Origin of the sequence: Aeoliella mucimassa, assembly GCF_007748035.1 — a bacterium.
GTDB classification, from domain to species: domain Bacteria; phylum Planctomycetota; class Planctomycetia; order Pirellulales; family Lacipirellulaceae; genus Aeoliella; species Aeoliella mucimassa.
Map to the genome: position 1 here is coordinate 3199930 of NZ_CP036278.1, position 18281 is coordinate 3218210.

Genomic DNA, 18281 nt, shown 5'->3' on the forward strand with positions numbered 1-18281 from the left:
CCACGATGTTAGGATCGCTGTATCGACGAGCCGAACCACGGACAGGTTTTCCAAAACGCGTTCGGCGATGATGCACTCCCCAGGATGGATAAGTCTGCGGTGGACCGCAGTGCAACACGTGTGCGAGACGCGACAAACCTGCATGTTGATATTAAAATAATGTAGAGATTTGTCGCCAGCCTATCTACCCTGGTAATAGTAGCTTTTCTTATCGCGATCGAGGAACAGAAACCGTGTCTTTATATTCCGCCCGCTCGGCCTTCATGGATCTGGGGCGGGTTCTTATTGTAGGTCTGCTGTGCGGCGTTGCTGCTCCAGCGCTGGCGGCGAACGATGTAGCCGGCACTCTGTTCACGCTTACCAACTCCACGACCGCCCCGAATGGCGCCTGGAGTTGGTTTCAGGACGAACGGGTGGTGATCGACGACAGCGATCCCAACAACACCCTGCTCATGGCCAGCAGCGTGTCGGCAGGCAGCGGATCGGAGAGCGGCGACATCGACCTGTTGTGGATGAATCTCGATACCCAACAGCAAGGCGAGTACGAACTGCACAACCAGTTTCAACAGGACGATCACGACTCGGCCGCTATCTACGTTCGCCCCGATGGTCGCTACTTGGCGATGTACGCAGGGCATTTTCTCGATGGTCTCACGCGGTGGCGCGTCTCGACCAATCCCCACGATCCCACGAGTTGGGGCGCGGAGCAAACGCTCAATAATGGGGATGCGTCGACCTACAACAACATCTACTACTTGCCGAATGACAACAACGGAGCCGGAAGGACCTACAACTTTACCCGCACCGACAACTGGGACCCCAACGTACAGATCTCCGACGACGATGGCTCGACCTGGACCGAAGTCGGCAAGCTGCTAACGCAAGGCACCACCGGCGACCGCCCCTACGTGCGGTACGGATCGGATGGCAACAAGATACACTTCATCACGACCGAAGAGCATCCGCGTCAAAACCAGAACAGCGTTTATCATGGCTACGTTCGGGATGGAGTGCTTTACAGTACCGCCGGCGAGGTGATCGATAGCAACCTGTTCGACGCCAGCGGAGCGGCTCCTGCTGCGTTGACTCCGGTGTTCACCAATGGCTCGGAGTTCGACGGGGTCACACTCACCCGGGCGTGGACCATCGATATGGAGGTCGATAACACCGGCAATCCGGTCGGTATCCTCTCGGCCAGGGTGAACGATAGCAACCAGGACCACCGATTCCTCTACGCCCGCTTCGATGGCATCGAGTGGCAGGTGCATCAAATGGCGGCCGCTGGCGGCTACCTGTATAGCTCCGAGGACGACTACACCGGGCTGGCTTCGGTCGATCCCGATAATCCCAACGTGGTATATATGTCGTCCGACATCGATCCCCGTTCGGGAAGCACGACCAACAAGTACGAGCTCTACAAAGGAGTGACCGACGATTTCGGCGCTTCGTGGACCTGGTCGGCCATAACCGAAAACTCCACCATCGATAACGTCCGCCCGGTGGTTGCCGATTGGAATGGCAACGAGACCGCGGTAACCTGGATGCGTGGTACCTACACGACCTACGCCGACTGGAATACCGAAATCGTCGGCGTGCAGCTTTCGGCCACCGATGCCAAATCGCTGCTCTGGCGGGGCGATGCCAGCCAGGCGACCCTTTGGGACCTTAACACCACGGCCAATTGGGACTCCGGCGGCGACATTCACGACGTTTATCTCGAGGGAGCCGAGGTAGCTTTCGGCGACTCGGCTAGTTCGACCACGGTGCATCTCGCGAGCAACGTGTCGCCGATGGGAGTCGCATTTAACAACAGCTCGCAGGCCTACACCCTGACCGGCTCCGGCGGTATCGGTGGCTCCGGCCGGTTGCGAGTGATCGGCGGCGGCACCGTGACCCTGGCCAATGGCGACAACAGCTACACCGGCCCCACCGAGATCGCCCGCGGCACGCTCGCCATATCGGGCGAGGCCAAGTTGTCGGGCAGTTCGCACATCCACGTGATGGAGCAAGGAGTGTTCGATACCACGGCCGTCGTTGGCGACGCCTACGTGCTCGACGCCCAGCAGTTGACGATCGAGGGAAACGTGCAAGGCAACGTGGCGGCTACCAACGCGTCGACCGTTCACCTGCAGGCGGCCCACTCGCTCACCGGCAACCTTTCGGTCGCAAGCGGCTCGCTGACCACCGGCACCGGAACGATCACCGGCCATCTCGTCGCTCGCGAGGGAGGAACCATTCAGATCGGGGGCCAAGGAATGCCTGCGCTGCAAACCAATCAGCTGGTAGATAATTTCGATAGCTATAACAACTCGACGACCACTACCATCGGCGCGAACAGCAGCGGCGATGCAACCAACGGAGTCTGGCTCGGCGTGTTCGATGGCACCGGTGCGGCAAACGTGGTCGACGAATCGGGCAGCAATCAATCGCTCGATGTGTTTGGCATTCCCGATCAAGGCTCCGGCGGCTGGCGCGGTGCCCAAACCGATCTGACGTCCAGCTTCGATACCGACATGAGCGTGGCCGATCAATCCAACACGACTTTGTTCTTTCAGTTCAAAGCAGTGAGCAATACCGGCACCTTCGATACGATGTTCGGACTGACCGACAGTACCGCGAACCTCGATCTCAACGATGCATGGTCCGATTTCGCAGTGATGCCCTTCCTGGCGGGGGGAGGAGTCGGTGCGGCCGATTTCAAGGCGACCACCGAGTTGGGCGACCAGATTGCCATCGAAAACGTGGTCGGCGACCAATGGTACAACGTCTGGATGGTGGTCGACACCACCGATAACTTGTTCGACATTTACGTGTCGACCGGCACCGACGACGGAGTGCTGGCGATCGAGAACGCCATTTTCCGTAATGGATTGGGCAATGCCGATCTCACCAGCTTTGGCATCGCGGGACGCGAAGCGGGGCACGTAAGGATCGACAATCTCTATCGTTCCGACGGGGTCTCGATCACCAATCCGCTCTCTTCGCCAAGCGTGACGCAATTCGTCGGCGAAACGCTGCTCGTGACCGGCGATCTCACCCTCGAGACCGGCGGTACCGTCGTGTTCGACATCGCTACGTCTGGCAGCAACGACAAACTCGCGGTCGGCGGCAACCTGAACGCTGGCGGAACGCTCACTCTGGTGCACGACGCAGCGGCCCCTGCTCTGGCAGCGGGCGACGCGTTCGACCTGCTCGACTTCGCCACGCTCGACGGGGTATTCGACGAGCTTTCGCTACCGACGCTCAACGCCAGCCTGCGTTGGAACACCTCGCGACTGCTGACCGAAGGCATCTTGAGTGTCGAAGCCGGTCTGGTGGGCGACTTCAACAGCGATGGTATCGTGAACTTGGCCGACTACACGGTATGGCGCGATACGCTCGGCTCCGTCGGTGGCGGTTTGGCAGCCGATGCGAATGCCGACCTGCGAATCGATATGGATGACTACCTGGCATGGAAGGCCAACTTCGGAGCCACGATGCCCGCCCCACGGTTCGACCAGTCGCAGGTGCCCGAGCCAAGTGCCTGGCTGTTAGCGATTTCGCTGGTCGGTGTCAGCTGGCGAGCGATCCGCGGATAGATCGTTTCTAACGTTGCCATTCCGGCCAGTTGATTGTGAGCTGCGGAAGAAACGACTTCCACGCAAGAACTTGGACGTGTAACTTGCACTAGCGGCATTCGATGCGGCGGCCTTCGCGATGGCTTTGTTGCGCGGCCAGCACGATGGTCATCGCGCGGTACGCATCCTCGAGGCTGGCGGTCTTTAGCAGCAAGCTGGCGACCTGACGATGGAAGTGCAGCAGCAGTTGTTCGCCGACCGGGCGTTCCGATTCAAGCGACTCCATGTGCTGACCCGCTGAGTCGAACCAGACCAGCGACGAAGGCAAATCGACAAAAGCAATGCCTCGTTCGCAGACCACCTGCAGGTCGGCCGGCCGACGGAATGCAGTGGCTTCGGCCCATTTTTGTCGCACGTAGCTGCCACAGGCGATCTGCGCCTGCGGGCTCGAGGTGGCTCCCTGCGGCTTTTCGAAATCGAGCACCATCAGCAAATAGTCATCCGGCGAGCCGAGCGTTTCGGCCGAGTGGGTCAGTCCGGTCACGGTTTTGGGTTCGGCCCCAACCAGATAGCGACACCAGTCGACCATCTCGATCGTCTGACGCATGTGCAGCGTCGACGCGCAACCATTGTTTCCGTTTTGCTGATTGCTGCAGGGATCTTCGGCCGTGTTTCGCTGATTGCAGAATAGTAGTCTCGGCGGGCCGAGTTTCGTGGCCATCAGCTCCTGCAGGCGGACCGTTGCCGGGGCGAGCCGGCAGGGAAACTCGGCCATGAAGGCGATGCCCGCTTCGCGAACCGTATTGCGGAGCGTGGCTGCTTCGTCGGCACTGATATCGAGCGAGGCTCCACAGTACACCGCCTTGCCCGCTTCGCAGGCGGCCAGAATCGGCAGCGAGCCGAACCAGCGGGCGGAGAGCAGCAGCACCGCGTCGATATCCTGAGCAAATGCGACCTCGCGGAAGCCATCGGCCGAGCGGGCGCGAAACTCGTGGGCCAGTTGTTGGGCTCGATGGGCCACCGGATCGCAAACCGCGCGTACCTCGAACCGATCGCCCAGCGCCCGCAATGCAGGCAGATGGCGCGAGGTCCAACTGTTACCCATCCCGATCAGACCAAGCCGAAGTTTCAACGCGGCTCCTCACGTTGCAAGTTAGGAAAGCAATCGCCAATAGCAGGCCGCATGCCATCGCGGCCAGTGGTATTAAAATGCAGAATCCGCCCGCCCAGGTAGAGGTTCGCGGTGCAAACCCTCGGATTATTAGTTTCGCAAGTATACCCCATAACCGGGCTGACAAGAAACAGAACTTGCCCTGCCGGGACTGAGAATCCCGCAAGCGTGTCCCTCAGTCAAACGACGGCAGGGCACGCTGGGGTGGCTACTTGCCGTCAATTATCGTGCGAACGGCAGGATCCTTAAGTTCGGCCTGCACCTGGGGAAGCTCTTTGCTAGCAGGCCCCAGCTTGCCACGACGAATGGCCAAGCGGCTGGCCACGTCGGTGCTCATGTTCTCCGACTCGGGCTCCCAGAAACGTTGGATCAGCTCGGTGGAGAGCGGCTGGTAGGAGCGGACCAGACGGATTCCGACGCCATTGGCCGGGTAATCGGTGTACCACCAAGGGCTCAGCGGGGCGCAAGGGTCGTTGGCCTTCCAGTTCAGCTCTTCGGAATAGAAACGCGAGGTCACGCGGCAATCCTCGGCGACTGAGTCGTACAACCCACCACGGCAGACCCGCGAGTCGTTGGTTTCGGCCCAGCGAATGGCTTCTTCCCAGCTCAGTACTGGCTTGTCGGGCCGCTCGAGATCTTCGTCATACTCGTCGATCACCCATTCGGCGACGTTGCCGATCATGTCGTGCAGGCCATACTCGTTGGCCTGCTTCTCACCAACCACGTGAGGCTCCCAATCGGCGGTGTCATCGTACCAGGCGACGTCGTCGAGAGACTCCACCTCGTTGCTTTCGCTTCCACCGCGGGCGGCGAACTCCCACTCGGCTTCGGTCGGCAATCGGTACTGCGCGCCGGTCGTGCGGCTGAGCCACTTGGTAAACTGCTTGGCCGCGTATGGGGTCATGGTCGTCGCCGGCATGTCCGGATCTTCGCCAAACTCGTAGGTGGTGCTCGGATCGTACAGCGGGGTGGGAGCGGTGATTCCGTCGAGATCGCTCACCTTGGCCCCTACGGCCTTGGCCAACGCGGGAAGCTTAGCTACCGCGGCTTTCGCGGCTTCGGCTTCGGCGGGGTCCGTCGAAGCGAGCTTCGACTTCAAGATCTCAAGCTCTGCGAACACATCGTTGAGTTGCATGTACTCCCAGTAGGCCTTCCAGGTAAGTTCGTGCTTAGCAACCCAGTACGGCGGCAGCGACACGCGAACCGCTTCGAGCTCCAGGTCGCCGCGGTCTTCTTCGTCGGCCGAGCTGCCGAAGGTGAACTCGCCGCCTGGGACGGGAACCATTTCGATTTCAATGTCGGTACCGACGATCTTCTCGGCGTAAGGCACCATGTACCCTTCGTCGACTTTCACGAAGGGACCCTCGGCAGGCTGGTCGGCCACGATGCCACGGGGCAGGTCGTCGGCCATCGAAGGGGTAGCTATCGAAACAATCGCCAGTAACGCTAATGCGTAACGCATCGCAACCTCAATGTGGGGGTAATGCAGTTCGTCGTGCAGAAACATAGGTTCCACGCCATGCGGAACACGGCAAGCTATTTTATCCTCGCCTCGCTGGGCGAAGCAAATACCTGCATGCGAGTCAGTGTTTCCGTGACTTTTTCCATGGGTAAGCCTACCACATTCGACTCGCTACCATGCTCAATATGAATCCAGCCAAGGCGGTCTTGATAGCCGAAACCGCCCGCTTTTCCCTCCCAAGCCCCCGAAGCCAAATAGTCGTCGATCGCGTCGTCGCTAATATCGTCCATGCGGAGCGTGGTCGCGACCACCGATACCTCGGTAGTGCCCTGCTGGTCGGCGTCGGCCAGCGGCAGGCGCCACAGGCAGATTCCGGTGAGCACATGGTGCTGACGCCCACGCATCAGCTCTAACATCTGCCGGGCGTGGTCTTCGTTGGCCGGCTTGCCGAGAATCTGCCCCTGGCACTCGGCCACAGTATCGGCAGCGAGCAGCACCACGTCGCGCTCCCGCGGTTCGGCCAGCAGTTGCTTGACGACGTCGGTCGCCTTGCGCATGGCCAGCTCGTGTACCAGCTCGGCTGGTCCGCCAGAGCTGCACATGCCGCATTCGACGCTCGGATCGGGCGACATGACGCGGAACTGGTAGCCGGCCTCGCGCATCAGCTCCTGACGTCGGGGCGAGCTACTGGCCAGGATTAATTCGGGTTGCGTGTTCATGAAATTCGCCTGTGTTGCGTGGAACTCGCGAAACTGTCATTCTAAAAGTCTGAGCCGACAAACCTGCCGCCAGCCTTGCCTTGGCACTGTAACACCGAGACGCCGCCCGCCCATGCTTTCTGTACTGTACGAAGATAATCATTTACTGGTGGTCAATAAACCGCCGGGGCTGCCAACCATGGGCGTGGCCGAGCACAAACCGAGCTTGCTCGCAGAAGCTCGCGAGTACATCCGTCAAAAGTACCAGAAGCCGGGCAATGTGTATCTGGGCGTCGTCAGTCGGCTCGATGCCCCCGTGACCGGCGTGCTGCTGATCGCCCGCACGTCGAAAGCGGCCTCGCGGTTGACCGAAGCCTTTCGCACCCGAGCGGTCGACAAGACCTACCTCGCCCTGGTGGCTGGTCATCCGTCCCCCGACCAGGGCGAACTGGAGCACTACCTCCGCAAAGATGAGCGCCATCGCAAGATGCACACCACCACCGAGACTGCCGAAGGGGCGCAGCTCGCCCGGTTGCATTATCAGGTGCTAGCGGAGCAACGCGACACATCACTTGTACAGGTGACACTCCTTACCGGGCGGAAGCATCAGATCCGCGTTCAGTTCGCCAAACAGGGCCATCCCATTGTCGGCGATCGCAAATATGGCTCGACGATGCCCTTCGCCCAAGGCATCGCCCTGCATTCGTATCGCCTGCGTTTTACCCATCCGGTACAGAAGGAACCGATGGAAATCTCCGCCCCGCTTCCCGAGTGGTGGCCACCGCTGCCCGACTGTCTGTAGCCGCTCTGCGAACCGTCAAAAGTGGTTGGCGCGGGCATTTGCCGCAAGGTAGACTGGAACCGCTGTTCTGCCGCCCGACGATTTTGCCACTGGTCGGTCTGCTTCTCTGGAATTCGTCGGCTGTTATTGTTTGCCCATGCCTGCTCCTGCCAAGTCTGTATTGCTCGAGGCCGCCGCTGCTAGCGGATTGGTTTCGCCGGAGCAATTGCACATGGCGTGGGTCTCGGCGTGCGACGATGGCGACGAAACCCGCGTGAGCATTCGCGAGGTGTCCGACGAAGCGATCGGCCGCCGATTGATCGAGCTAAATTTGCTCAATCCTTGGCAGGTCGAGCAGCTCAAACTTGGACGCACGAAGTTCTCGCTGGGGCCGTATCGCATTCTCGATGCCATCGGTCGCGGCGGCATGGGACACGTGTTCAAAGCCGAACACGAAATCCTTGGCCGCATCGAAGCACTCAAGGTGCTGCCGCGCAAGAAGACCACGGCCGACACGATTAGCAAGTTCCGCCATGAGATTCGCATCCAGGCGCAGCTCGACCATCCGAATTTGGTGCGGGTGCATTACGCCGACCGCGAAGGGGACACCTACTTTTTCGTTACCGAGTTCGTGCCTGGATCCGACCTGCGAAAACTCATCCGCCGTCTCGGGCCGGTAAGCTATCAGGCGGCCGCGCTCATTCTTCAACAAGCGGCCGAAGGCTTGGAGCACGCCCATCGCCGAGGTCTGGTACATCGCGACATCAAACCGGGCAACATCCTGGTCACGCCCGACTCGGTCGTAAAGCTGATCGACTTGGGACTCGCCTGGTACTTGGAGGCCGACATTCACGCGGCCAAGCAAGGCGATCGCCTGAAGATCGTCGGCACGGCCGACTACCTGGCCCCCGAAACCATCCGCGAGCCCGGGCGAATCGTGCCGGTGAGCGATGTCTACTCCATGGGCTGCACGCTCTACTACGCGGTTACCGGCAAAGTGCCTTTCCCCGGTGGCAACCCGGCTGAGAAGATGCAGCGACACCTAAACGAAACGCCGCTGCCGCCGCAGCAGTTGCAGCCCGACCTGCCAAAGGCGTTCGTCGAACTCGTCGCGCAGATGATGTCGAAAGATCCCAAACAGCGTCCCCCTTCCGCAGGTGCGGTTGCCGAAAAGCTAAGGCAGTTTGCCACCGAGCAGGCGATTACCGAGGTGCGAACCGCGGTGCACACCGTGTCGACGCAGCCTCGCGAGCAGCGCCACAACCACGAATCGCCGAGCCCTCACCTCGAGGATACGCTGACGTACGAGGACGACCCGATCGGCGACTTGCAGCAAGGATCGCAAGGGACTGCGCCGATCGATCCGGCCGCCGACGAAACCACGCCCGACGCTCCCACTCAAATCCCCAAGATCGAAGAACGCCCGGTCGAAGTGGGAATCAACCGCATGGTGATTGCCAGCGTCGTGCTCGGCGGGGTCACCTTAGTGGGGGTCGTGGGAGCGATTCTCTGGGAAATCTTCAGCTGAGCGACGCCCGGTTGGCTTTTAGGTTAGACCGCCTTACTGCTGACGGGCGGCGAACACCCCGTAGCAGTAGCTGGCCGGTACTCCCCACGCATCGGTCAGATATCGCTGCTGACAGGTCTCGATCAATGTCAGCAGCTCACCACGAGTCAAAGGCTGAGCCCCTTGCGACAAGGGACCTCCCGTGAAGCCTTGCGCACGAATCGAAGCAAAGAACTCGCGGGCGGTCGCGTAGTACTCCATCGCTTCGTGGACTTCTTGATGCTCTATCGCAAAGCCGGCGTTCGTCATCGCGTGCAGCAATTCGTCGGCCAGTGGCAACGACTGGCTCGGTAGTTTGTCGGCAAACAATTCGCGACGCAATTGATGCAACTCACCGAGGGTGCCTTGCAGCATCGCAGTCATGCAGGTCCATCCATCAGGCGTGAGCATCGCTTTCAGGTTTGCCATCAAATGGTCGTAAGGTCGCAACCACTGCAGCGACGAGCTACTGACGATCAAGTCAAAAGGCTCCGGCGACTGGTACTGCAGGGCATCGTCCACGTGCAGCTCGACGTTTGGGCAATCGCTGAGGAACTCGGTCGCCACGTGAACCATGCCGGGCGATAGGTCGATGCCGATGACATGCGCATCGGGAAATCGGTTCGCCATAATGCGGGTGAGAAAGCCAGTGCCACAAGCGAGATCAAGCACTCGAGCGGGGGCGAGTTGCTGTTGGTCGATCGCTTCGGCCAGCTTTTCGGCAGCAGCGCGCTGCACCAAGGCTAGCTCGTGATACGCTTGGGCGCCACGAGAAAAATGCCGTTCAATGGAGCGGTTGCTCGCCATCCTCCAGAAAGCCTCGAATCTGTTCTGCTACTGCCGCGGGGTATTGCTCGCACAGGCCGTGCGTGCCGTCCGGGTAAAGTTCTAGTTTAACTTGCGAAAGGTGTTCTTGCAGATACCCCGCCGCTCGAGAATCGACCACGCGGTCTGCGGATCCATGCAGCAAAAGCATTGGTTGTGGAATGCCGCTCAGCTGGCTCCGCAAATCGGCTTGCTGCAAGTACCGAAGCCCATGCTGTAAGCGGGCTACGTCGAGCTGCAGCATCGCGCCCACCTTCGTGGCAAGTTGCTGTTTATCGATCGCCCGGCGGTAGACGTTGCGCAGGAACAGCTCGCAGGTTCGCTTATGTGCGTCGTTGAGTCCGGCGATCATTTCGGCCACAGAATCTTCGGTTACTCCTGCTTCGTACAGTCCAACCTCATCTTTCCGCTGGCAAAACGACGCGCATCCCCCAACGAGCACGAGCCGCTCAACATGGTCGGCATACGTGTTGGCGGCCTCCAAGGCGACCATCGCCCCCATCGACCAGCCGACGAGCATCACCGGCTCGGCCTTCAGATACTGCTCGTGCAATTGTTCGGCGTAGAGACTCACCGCAGTGGGAGGTAATCGGTCGTCGAGCGGGCGCGACGAGGTCTGCCAGCTCTCGGCCAACTGGTACACGCTGGTGGTTTGAACCTCAGCTACCACGGAAAGCTCGTTCGCCAATTCGGCCAGCGGCTCGGAGGTTTGCCCCCATCCACTTATCAGTACGATGTTCGGATTGCTCATTCGATCAGCCCTAACTGGCGGGCTTCGTGGCCTACCTGCTCGGCGGTGCTTGTGAGCAACGCTTCGTGATGGGCGAGCGTAATCGAGAACCGCAGCCGCGCGGTACCTTCGGGAACCGTCGGTGGACGAATCGCTTTGACGAACGTGCCTGCTGTCTGCAAGCGTTCGGCCAAAGCCAAGGCGAGTTCGTTGTCGCCGACCATGACCGGCACAATCTGACTGGTCGAAGGCCCGACGGTGAGACCTTGCTTTTCAAGCTCCGTGCGAAAGTGATCGGCCAGCGCCAGTAGCTGGGGGCCAAACTCAGGGTGGGCTTTCATCAACCGCAGCGACTCGCCGGCCGCCAGCAACACGCCGGGCGGCAGACCCGTGTTGTAAATAAATGGCCGCGCGCGATTCACTACCAGTCGCCGCAATAACTCGGAGCCCGCGACGATACCGCCGTAGCTACCGAACGACTTGCTGAGGGTGCCGGTGAGGATGCCAACTTGATCGGTGATGCCCAGTTCGGCCGCAACGCCCTGCCCTGCGGGACCAAACACGCCGAGCGCGTGGGCTTCGTCCACGAGCAATTCGGCATCGAACTTGGCCGCGAGCGGGGCAATCGCTTCGAGCGGCGCTCGATCGCCATCCATGCTGTAGATCGACTCGACCACCACCAGCCATCGCTCGTCGGGCTGGCGATTCGCCGAGCGTTTCGTGAGCAACTGCTCCAGGTGATCGAGGTCGTTATGACGAAACCGCTGATGCTGGGCCATGCTCAACTGGATGCCATCAATCAAGCTGGCGTGCACCAAGCGATCGGCAAATACTGTGTCGCTCCGTCGCAACCAGGCGGTGAGGATCGACACGTTCGCCAGATAACCGGCTCCGCAAATAACCGCCGCTGGTTTGTCGAGGTATTCGGCAAGCTGCTGTTCGAATTGCTGATGGACCTCGGTGGTGCCTGAGACAAGGCGGCTGGCTCCACTCCCCGCGGCGGTCGCCTGCTGCTGAGCTTGAAGCACCGCAGGATGGGCGGAGAGATTGAGATAGTCGTTCGATGAAAAGTTAGCGGCCGTCGCCTTGCTGGGGGGATAGACCTCGGTCCGGCGCTCAAGCCCCGCAGCGGTGAGCTTCTCTAGTTGATCTAAAATCCACTTTTCGGATCGCACTTTTCCGCCCACCATCGTCGACTTCTAGGCACACAACGCCGGTAATCGGCCCTTCCTTAAACATAGGAAGCCTGGGGGGATGGCGATAGCGGCCCAGCAAGGTGGCCAAAAATAATGCTTGCAACTGTAGGCCGTCGTGATCTAATAGATATGTTCGCATGTACACATAAGGAGCCAGGATCGAATGAATTCATTTTGTGACCTTTGGAAGCCTCCAGTCGTTGAAGATGGCAGCAGTCCGAATTTCGGACAACTGCAGCCGACTCTACGGCTCGTGTGATAGAACCATGCGCGTTCGCGTCGGCTTCCTGATCCGCCTAACCACCCTAGTTGGGGCTTTATTGACTGTGGTACCCCCCACTCCCACTCAAAAGACCCTTGATATGCAGGCATTACGTAATGCCCGAGGGTACAAAGCAAGGTTGTTTTGCCCCCACGGATGTTTTATTGGGGACAAACCGTTTTGCCCCCAAATTGGCCCCTTTGGGTGTGCTGGCAAAATGCGTGGACACCCACCGCGCGTGATCCCTTCGCAATTTTTAGCCTTTATGGATGAGGGGGTCACAATTCCAGCTAGACAGGTTTGTTTCGAGCAAAGTAAAATGAGTGAACGCGGCGAGTATGGAAGCTGTCTTGTTGACGCACGGAGTGGCCTTACGCCCAAGCCTAGTTTCTGTACTTCAGGTTCTGGCGCTGCGACTTATCAGGCGGAGTATTAGACAACTTATGGATTCCAGCACCACCATTTTGCAGTCCGCGATGACGGTTGGGCCTGCACATGCAAAGCCCGGACAAGAAGTGGACGAGATTTTTCGTTCGTATAACGAACTCATTGGACGCAGCAAATTAGGTTGGACCGAACACCTTCGGCTCAACCGTCTGCTCGGTACGGGTGGCCAAGGACAGGTCTATCTGAGCGAGCGTCGTGGCTCCGATGGTTTCACGTTGCCGGTAGCCCTCAAGTTCTTCTCGCCCGAGCGATACGAGTGCGAACGGGACTACGTGGAAGCGATGCGTCGCATGGCCCAGGTTGGTTGCCATGTGTCGAAGATCCAGCACGATAATCTGCTCGACGTTTACAACTTCATCGAACGTAACCGGGTCCGCATTCTCGAGATGGAGTGGGTCGATGGTTACGACCTCGACATCCTGCTGACCCCTGCGATGCTCGAACGGGCACGCCAGCGGGTGGAGTGGGATCGCTGGGAGTACATCAACAATGTGATCGTGACCCGCGGGCCGGTCCGTCCGCGGCTGAAGCCAGGCATGGCGGTCGCGGTGCTGCACGAAGTGCTGGCCGGTCTGGCCGCGTTGCATCGCGAAGGCATCGTCCACGGCGACATCAAGCCATCGAATATCATGATCAAGCGGACTGGTAACGCAAAGATCATCGACATCGGCTCGGCCGTGGAACTCGATAATCTTCCCCCCCAACGTACCTGTACCCCGCAGTATGCCGCGCCGGAGATTCTGGAACGCGAAGCGGTATCGCCCCGTAGCGACCTAGCAAGTGTCGGTTACGTGCTGGTCGAGCTGCTCTCGGGCCGCCCGCTGTTCGCAGGCATTCGCGACTACGCTTCGATGCTCGAAGCCAAGCGGACGTTGCCGCAGCGACTCGAGAAGATCGTTCCGCCGGAAGTGCGACATAGCGAATTGTTAATGGCGATTTGCCGACGACTGACTTCGCCCGACCCGCTTTTGCGATATGATAGTGCCGAAGAGGCCATTACGTCCGACGACGGGATCGCCGAGTTCGAGCGAACCCTTGTGCGTGGTGACTTGGCCAGCGAGTACGAGAACGAACTTCGCGTATGGCTTGAGGAGCTTGATTGAAGCTCCGCGGGCGATCGACGAAGTGCGTTACCTACGCCTGTTGCCGAGCAATAGGCTCGACGACGGAAGGAGCCCGATAATGCGAAGCTTTTGGACAATCTGTGCTGCGTGTGCCTGTTTGCTGGCGACCACCACCTGGAGTTCTGCGCAAGATACCGCAGGCAGCGGAGCTGGCGAGATTAGCTTACCGCCGATGGAAGGCTTCTCCGGCGGCAGCGGCGACTCGCTGTTGCCGAGCATCGATACGAACTTCGGCATGGGCGGCCTCGACGTGCCTCCGATTTCGGGCTCAAACCCTGCTGGTGGGGCTGCGTCGCAACCGCCCGCCACGACTCGCCCGACCGCAGCGAATCCCAATACGGCTGGCAATCCTGGAGCGGGAGCAGGCGGCGGAGCAGCCAATCCACTGCGTCAGAACCCGCCAGCGTCGGCCCCCACAGGGCGGGCACCCGCGTCGCGTCCGGCAGCGAATCCGAACCCACCGAGCCGCTACGCAACGCCGGCCGGGGCTGCGTCGCTCGATAGCATCAATCTCGATAGCTCTTCCACAGGGACGACTTCCAGCTCGAGTGTGCAAGTGAAGTACGCGGAAAGCTTGATTAAGGACGCGCTCAAGCGGCCAGCGAACTCGCAACTGACCGGCGTGCCGGTGACTCTGCAGGACGTGATCGAAGCAAGCAACTCCCGCGAAACCCAGTCGGAGAGCATTGCTGCTTACTGGGATCTTTGCAGTTCGGTCTCCGATTACTACCTGAGCTTGTTCGAGCAAACCGAACTGGAGCGACTCGCGCAGTCGACTCAAGCGGGGGCTCCGCTGGCCGAGGCGCGCCGTCTAACGGAGACTCGCCGCGAATCGGCGTTGTCAGCAGCTCGGGCGACCCAGTTGCGACTCGCCGCGATGATGCATCGCGACATGAACTCGCTGCCGCTTCCTGGCGACCTGCCGCTGGTTGGCGAGTACAGCACACGCTACGAGCAGACTTTCGCTGGTGGCGGATCGCCGGAAGCCGCGGAGCTGAACCGGTTGCTGCCGTTGCGACATGCCGAGTTGATTTACGCCGCCGAAGGGGTAGCCGAAGCCGAAGACTGGTACGTGACCGTAGCCTCGCGCCCGGCAAACGACCAAGGCGAGGGCATCGTGAAATCGCTCAAACTACTGGCCTACAGCCGGCGGGCGTTTGTGCAGATCACTCGTGACTACAACAAGCGGATCACCCGCTATACCGAGCTGGCCCGCCCTGGCAATCTGCGTTCGGAACGCCTGGTGGCCATGCTAATTAAGACCGAGCTGACCACGGCCAGTCGCTCTGCAGCACCACAGCTGCCTGCCGATAATCGCCGATCGGAAACGAGTCCTCAGCCCACGTTCCGCGAGCCGTCGCAAGATCCTTCGATGGATCTCTCCCCCACGTTCGACTCGGGCGTGGTCCCCACCGGCGACGAGCAAGATCCGGCGAATCCCGAGCAGGGAGTGGTTCCCGCAGGGGGAGCCCAAGCCATGCCCAGTCAGTTGGAGCCGGGCGAATCGTCGGTGCTTCTCCGCAATACGACGCTGCCGGATCTCGCGAATTAGGCTGAACTTAAGTAACCTGAGGGGTATGAGTTTCGATACTACCACTACCAATAGCGATTCCCCCAAGCCGTTGGCGGCCCCCATTTGGATCGGCGATCTGAAGATCGACCCGCCGATTCTGGCGGCACCGATGGCGGGCTTCACGAACTACCCGTTCCGCCAAATTGTTCGAGAGTTCGGCGGAGCCGGCCTGATTGCGACTGAAATGGTCAACGCTAAGGGCTTTGTGTGGCTCGACGAGCAGGAGGCCACTCATCCCGACCGGCTGTGGGGCGTCGCCGACGAACCCCGCCCGCTGGCGGTGCAGATCTGGGACAACGATCCCCCAACGCTTGCGAAAGTCGGTCATCGGCTGGCCACCGAGTATGGTGTAAGCGTCGTGGACATCAATTTTGGCTGCCCAGTACGCCAGGTCACTCAGAAGGCCCATAGCGGCTCGTACCTACTTAGCCAGCCCGAGCGGATGGGGCAGATCATCGAGCAGGTGGTCGCCGCTTGTCATCCGACGCCGGTAACGGCCAAGATTCGCCTCGGCTGCACCCGCGACAAGATCAACGCGATCGACATCGCCCAGGTGGTCGAGGGGGCCGGTGCGGCCGCGTTAACGGTGCATGGTCGTACTGCGGCCGATATGTTCCGCGGTGAAGCCGACTGGGACAAAATATCGGCGATCAAGCCGTATCTCAAGCGAATTCCGCTGATCGGCAACGGCGACCTCGACACCGCTGCGAAGGTGGTCAGCGCGTTCGAGCGATACGATATCGACGCGGTGATGATCGCCCGCGCGTGTTTGAACAAGCCGTGGCTCTTCGCCCATGCGGCTGCCGCGCTGCGCGGCGAGCCAGTGCCCGAAGAGCCGACGCTCAGCGAGCAGCGTGAGTTGATGCTGCATCATTACCGCTTGGTCTGCGAGCGATTCGGGCCCGAGAAGGGTACCGTGCTAATGCGTAAGTTCGCGTGCTGCTACGCCCAAGGCCGCCGCGGCGCCCGCGACTTCCGCAAACACGTCGCCCGGGTCACCACGCCCGAAGAGTTTCAGGCGGTGGTGACGGAGTTCTTTCCGCGCGATCTGGTCGACGCGATGGCCAGCTAGTTGGCCCCACGCGGTTTGCCGTGATGCTCTTCGCTGGCGAAGCCACCCGTTTTCAGCGTGGTCCAGTAGTCGTCGAGCAAGCGTTTTACTTTACCGCTAAGCAGGAACAAGCCGAGCATGTTGGGGAAGGCCATTGAGAGAATCATCAGATCGCTGAAGTCGAGCACGTTCGTTGCCTTGATCACTGATCCGAGCAGCACCGCGAACAAGAACGCGATGCGGTAAGCCAGCGACCACTTGCGACCGAACAGGAAGGTAAAGCATCGTTCACCATAGTACGACCAGGAGATCATGGTCGAGTAGGCGAATAGCACGACCGCTACGGTAAGCACGTAGGGGAACCATGAGATCACTTGCTCAAACGCCATGCTGGTGAGGCCCGCTCCGTCGTTCGCAGCAATCGCCTCGGCAGCTTTGGGATACTGCTCAGCATCGTAAACGCCCGAGATGATGATGACCAAGCCGGTCATCGTGCAGACGACGATGGTATCGATAAAGGGTTCGAGCAAGGCGACAACACCTTCGCGGATGGGGTGGTCAGTCTTCGCTGCCGAGTGGGCAATCGCCGCCGAACCAACGCCCGCCTCGTTGGAGAACGAGGAACGCTTGATGCCGATGACCATCACGCCGAGCATGCCACCAAAGGCACTCTTGAGCTCGAAGGCCTCGCTGAAAATATGCTGGAAAGCCCATGGAATACGATCGTAGTGCTGAAACAACACCGCCAGCGAGGCAAGCACATAGACACCGCACATAAGCGGTACAATCTTCTCGGCGGTCGCAGCGATTCGGCGAATGCCGCCGATGATCACGATACCCACGGCGACCACCATGACCAAACCGTAGATCCAGCCATACTGGTCGACGATCGACAATTGCGACTTCACCAGGTTCATCGATTGATTGACCTGGAACGCACAGCCACCGCCGAACGAGGCGCCGATGCACAACAGGGCAAAAACGATCGACAGCACTTTGCCGAGCGCACCGAGTCCCATCTCGCTTAGACCAACATCCAAATAACGCATTGGGCCGCCTGACACGTGGCCATCGGGCTCCACCTTGCGGTAAGCCTGGCCGAGCGTGCACTCGACGAACTTGCTGGTCATACCGAAGAAGCCCGCTGCAATCATCCAGAACAAAGCCCCAGGGCCGCCGGTACCAACCGCGATGGCGACACCTGCGATGTTGCCCAAACCCACGGTTGCCGACAAAGCGGAGGTGAGTGCTTGGAAGTGGGTGACTTCGCCCGGATCGTCGGGATCGTCATAGTCGCCCTTGGTGACTCGAATCGCGTGCCCGAATGCCCGCAGGTTGATAAACCCCATGCGGAAGGTCAGGAAGATGGCCCCACCGGCCAGCCAAACCACAACAAACGGCACCGAAGTTCCTAGCCAATTAGAAGTGCCAAAGTCGTAAAACAGGACCGCCACCATATAACTGACAAGAACTCCAAAGAATTGGTCGATTTGGCGTTCGAGCTTGCGAATCCACCCCTCTTCTGGGGTATCCTCTGAGTCGGTTGGTTCAGAGCTGGTTTCAGCAATGTCGGTGTCGGCTGATTCGGCCGTGGTGCCAGGCTCGGCATCCTGAGCCCAGGCGGTAGTGGAGGTGGTTGCCGCTACCACGAGCAGGAAAAGAGCCAGAAAAAAGGGCCAAAAGGCGTACTTACGCAAGAACATCGCTGAATCCGGTAAGGGTGTGATTATTCGCCTGTTGAATAATGCGAGCCAAGCTCGCCCGCCAAAACCTGATACGTGGAAACCCGAAACGTGTTACGGGTCACGCATAAAATCATTGGGGTAAGATAGGCCTTATAGTCAATAAACCGTTACGG

Annotated in this window: 13 protein-coding genes; 6 read left to right on the top strand and 7 right to left on the bottom strand. The window is 59.9% G+C overall.

Annotated features, from left to right (window positions below; translation table 11 throughout):
- Nucleotides 1-233 precede the first annotated feature (233 nt).
- Nucleotides 234-3578: an autotransporter-associated beta strand repeat-containing protein gene (locus tag Pan181_RS12880; RefSeq protein WP_145247221.1), complete on the top strand. Its 3345-nt coding sequence runs from the start codon at nt 234-236 to the stop codon at nt 3576-3578.
- Nucleotides 3579-3666: 88 nt separating this feature from the next.
- Here the strand turns inward: Pan181_RS12880 and Pan181_RS12885 are convergent, their stop codons facing one another.
- From Pan181_RS12885 to Pan181_RS12895, 3 genes are all read right to left on the bottom strand, one after another.
- Complete coding sequence (locus tag Pan181_RS12885; protein WP_145247222.1) at nt 3667-4689, bottom strand: Gfo/Idh/MocA family protein; 1023 nt, start codon at nt 4687-4689, stop codon at nt 3667-3669.
- Nucleotides 4690-4936: 247 nt separating this feature from the next.
- On the bottom strand, nt 4937-6190 hold the full coding sequence (locus Pan181_RS12890) for a formylglycine-generating enzyme family protein (RefSeq protein WP_197529222.1): 1254 nt from the start codon (nt 6188-6190) through the stop codon (nt 4937-4939).
- A 74-nt stretch (nt 6191-6264) separates the two neighbouring features.
- The gene (locus tag Pan181_RS12895) at nt 6265-6909 is read right to left on the bottom strand and encodes a Maf family protein (protein ID WP_145247224.1); all 645 of its coding nucleotides are present in this window, start codon (nt 6907-6909) and stop codon (nt 6265-6267) included.
- Nucleotides 6910-7021: 112 nt separating this feature from the next.
- Here Pan181_RS12895 and Pan181_RS12900 point away from each other — a divergent pair, with 112 nt between their 5' ends.
- Both Pan181_RS12900 and Pan181_RS12905 read left to right on the top strand, forming a co-directional pair.
- Nucleotides 7022-7690 (top strand): RluA family pseudouridine synthase, encoded by a 669-nt coding sequence (locus Pan181_RS12900; protein WP_145247225.1) that lies wholly within the window; start codon nt 7022-7024, stop codon nt 7688-7690.
- A gap of 136 nt (nt 7691-7826) precedes the next feature.
- On the top strand, nt 7827-9197 hold the full coding sequence (locus Pan181_RS12905) for a serine/threonine-protein kinase (protein ID WP_145247226.1): 1371 nt from the start codon (nt 7827-7829) through the stop codon (nt 9195-9197).
- A 33-nt stretch (nt 9198-9230) separates the two neighbouring features.
- Here Pan181_RS12905 and Pan181_RS12910 read toward each other — a convergent pair whose 3' ends face one another.
- From Pan181_RS12910 to Pan181_RS12920, 3 genes are read right to left on the bottom strand one after another with little or no spacing between them, the layout of a single operon-like run.
- Nucleotides 9231-9953: a methyltransferase domain-containing protein gene (locus Pan181_RS12910; protein ID WP_231943861.1), complete on the bottom strand. Its 723-nt coding sequence runs from the start codon at nt 9951-9953 to the stop codon at nt 9231-9233.
- 46 nt (nt 9954-9999) lie between these two features.
- Nucleotides 10000-10791 (bottom strand): alpha/beta fold hydrolase, encoded by a 792-nt coding sequence (locus Pan181_RS12915; RefSeq protein ID WP_145247228.1) that lies wholly within the window; start codon nt 10789-10791, stop codon nt 10000-10002.
- Nucleotides 10788-11945 (bottom strand): aminotransferase class I/II-fold pyridoxal phosphate-dependent enzyme, encoded by a 1158-nt coding sequence (locus Pan181_RS12920; RefSeq protein ID WP_197529224.1) that lies wholly within the window; start codon nt 11943-11945, stop codon nt 10788-10790. The genes Pan181_RS12915 and Pan181_RS12920 overlap by 4 nt, the downstream gene beginning before the upstream one ends.
- Nucleotides 11946-12743: 798 nt before the next feature.
- Here Pan181_RS12920 and Pan181_RS12925 point away from each other — a divergent pair.
- From Pan181_RS12925 to dusB, 3 genes are all read left to right on the top strand, one after another.
- The gene (locus Pan181_RS12925) at nt 12744-13778 is read left to right on the top strand and encodes a serine/threonine-protein kinase (protein WP_231943832.1); all 1035 of its coding nucleotides are present in this window, start codon (nt 12744-12746) and stop codon (nt 13776-13778) included.
- A gap of 79 nt (nt 13779-13857) precedes the next feature.
- The gene (locus tag Pan181_RS12930; protein ID WP_145247230.1) at nt 13858-15351 is read left to right on the top strand and encodes a hypothetical protein; all 1494 of its coding nucleotides are present in this window, start codon (nt 13858-13860) and stop codon (nt 15349-15351) included.
- A 25-nt stretch (nt 15352-15376) separates the two neighbouring features.
- Nucleotides 15377-16444, top strand: a complete 1068-nt coding sequence (gene dusB / locus Pan181_RS12935; RefSeq protein WP_145247231.1) for a tRNA dihydrouridine synthase DusB — start codon at nt 15377-15379, stop codon at nt 16442-16444.
- Here the strand turns inward: dusB and Pan181_RS12940 are convergent.
- Nucleotides 16441-18126: an alanine/glycine:cation symporter family protein gene (locus Pan181_RS12940; RefSeq protein ID WP_145247232.1), complete on the bottom strand. Its 1686-nt coding sequence runs from the start codon at nt 18124-18126 to the stop codon at nt 16441-16443. The two genes, dusB and Pan181_RS12940, sit on opposite strands and share 4 nt — an antisense overlap.
- Nucleotides 18127-18281 lie beyond the last annotated feature (155 nt).